Origin of the sequence: Falsiroseomonas oryzae, from assembly GCF_027856955.1 — a bacterium.
Taxonomy (GTDB): domain Bacteria; phylum Pseudomonadota; class Alphaproteobacteria; order Acetobacterales; family Acetobacteraceae; genus Falsiroseomonas; species Falsiroseomonas oryzae.
Window position 1 is genome coordinate 1 of sequence record NZ_JAPSMD010000712.1, and the last position, 1804, is coordinate 1804.

The 1804-nt window shown below is 75.1% G+C and carries 2 protein-coding genes; both read left to right on the forward strand.

Translation table 11 applies throughout. The annotated features are described in order from the left end of the window. Positions 1–53 precede the first annotated feature (53 nt). Positions 54–1028 (forward strand): Bug family tripartite tricarboxylate transporter substrate binding protein, encoded by a 975-nt coding sequence (locus OZN99_RS30905; protein ID WP_270939034.1) that lies wholly within the window; start codon positions 54–56, stop codon positions 1026–1028. 5 nt (positions 1029–1033) lie between these two features. Then, the coding region (locus tag OZN99_RS30910) for a Bug family tripartite tricarboxylate transporter substrate binding protein (protein ID WP_270939035.1) at positions 1034–1804 on the forward strand (771 nt) is incomplete at its 3' end.

Genomic DNA, 1804 nt, shown 5'->3' on the forward strand with positions numbered 1-1804 from the left:
GCCGCGCCGCCTCGCGGCCGAGTAGCGCCACTGGATCGGGAGGGAACGAGACAATGAACCGCATCACCCGCCGCGCCGCGCTTGCGCTGCCCGCGCTGCTCGCGGCGCCGGCCGCCCGGGCGCAGTCCGACTGGCCGACGCGCCCGGTGCGGCTGATCGTGCCCTTCCCGGGCGGCGGGCTGGTGGACAGCTTCGCACGGCCCTACGCGCAACGCCTGCAGGCGCAGTTCGGCCAGCCCGCCGTGGTGGAGAACCGCGTCGGCGCGGGCGGCAACATCGGCGCGGACCTCGTCGCCAAGAGCCCGGCGGACGGCCACACGCTGCTGTTCGGCTCGATCGGCCCGATGGTGGTGAACGAGTTCCTCTTCCCCTCGCTGCCCTTCAACCCGCGCCGCGACTTCGCGCCGATCTCGCTGATCGTGAACACGCCGAAGGTGCTCTGCGTCGCCAACCAGCGCCCCTGGCGCAGCGTGCGGGAGGTGGTGGCGGCCGCGAAGGAGGCGCCGGGGCGGCTGACCTCCGGCTCCGCCGGCAACGGCTCCTCGCTGCACCTGGCACTCGAGCTGTTCAACCAGGCGGAAGGCGTGCAGGTGACGCATGTGCCCTATCGCGGCGCGCAGGCCGCGGTGCTCGACGTCATCGCCGGCCGGCTCGACATGATCATCGACAACGTGCCGAATATCCTCGGCCAGATCCGCGGCGGCGAGGTGCGGCCGGTGGCCGTGATGACTCAGCGCCGCCTGCCGCAGCTGCCGGACGTGCCGACCTTCGCCGAGGCCGGGGCCTCGCCGCTGGTCTTCGGCGCCTGGTTCTGCCTGGTCGCGCCGGCCGGCACGCCGCAGCCGGTGATCGAGCGCTGCTCCGCCCTGATGGACACGATGCTGGCCGACCCCGAGGTCGGCGGCCGCTTCGCGGCGCAGGGTTCGGAGCTCGGCGGCGGCGGGCCGCAGCGCCTGGCCGCGCTGATCGAGACGACGCGGGCGCAGCTGGAGCCGGTGATCCGGCGCGGCAACATCCGGGCGGAGTGACGGCCATGGCGATCTCCCGCCGCGTGGTGCTGTCCCTGCCGGCCGCGCTGGCCGCGCCCGCCGTGCAGGCGCAGGCCGACTTCCCAACGCGACCGATCCGGCTGGTCGTGCCCTTTCCGCCCGGCGGCATCGCCGACACGCTGGCGCGCCCGGTCGCGGCGCGGATGCAGGCCGCCTGGGGCCAGCCCGTGGTGGTGGAGAACCGCGCCGGCGCCGGCGGCAACATCGGCGCGGACCTGGTCGCGAAGGCGGCGCCCGACGGCTACACGCTGATGGTCGGCTCGCTCGGCACGCTGGCCGCCAACGCCTTCCTCTACGAGCGCATGCCCTTCGACATGCGCACGGCCTTCGCGCCGGTCGCGCTGATTGCGACGACGCCGATGGTGGTGTGCGTCAATGCGCAGCGCCCCTGGCGCACGCTGGCGGAGTTCAGCGCCGCGGCGCGCGCCGCCCCCGGCCGGCTGACCGCTGGCTCCGCCGGCTCCGGTTCCGCGCTGCACATCGCGCTGGCGCTGTTCAACCGCGCGGCCGGCGTGGAGGTGACGCACGTGCCCTATCGCGGCGCGGCGCCGGCCGTGACCGACCTGGTCGCCGGGCAGATCGACAGCATCATCGACACGGTGGCCAATATCCTGCCGCAGCTGCGCGCCGGCACGGTGCGCGCGCTGGCCACCGCGGAGGCGCGCCGCCTGCCGCAACTGCCCGATGTGCCGAGCGCGCCGGAAGCCGGGCTGCCCGGCTTCGAGGTGGCCGGCTGGTTCGGCCTCGCCGCCCCG

What these genes read in the sequence shown, in the direction of transcription:
- OZN99_RS30905 (WP_270939034.1), top strand. Translation starts at nt 54, where the DNA reads ATGAACCGCATCACCCGCCGCGCCGCGCTTGCGCTGCCCGCGCTGCTC.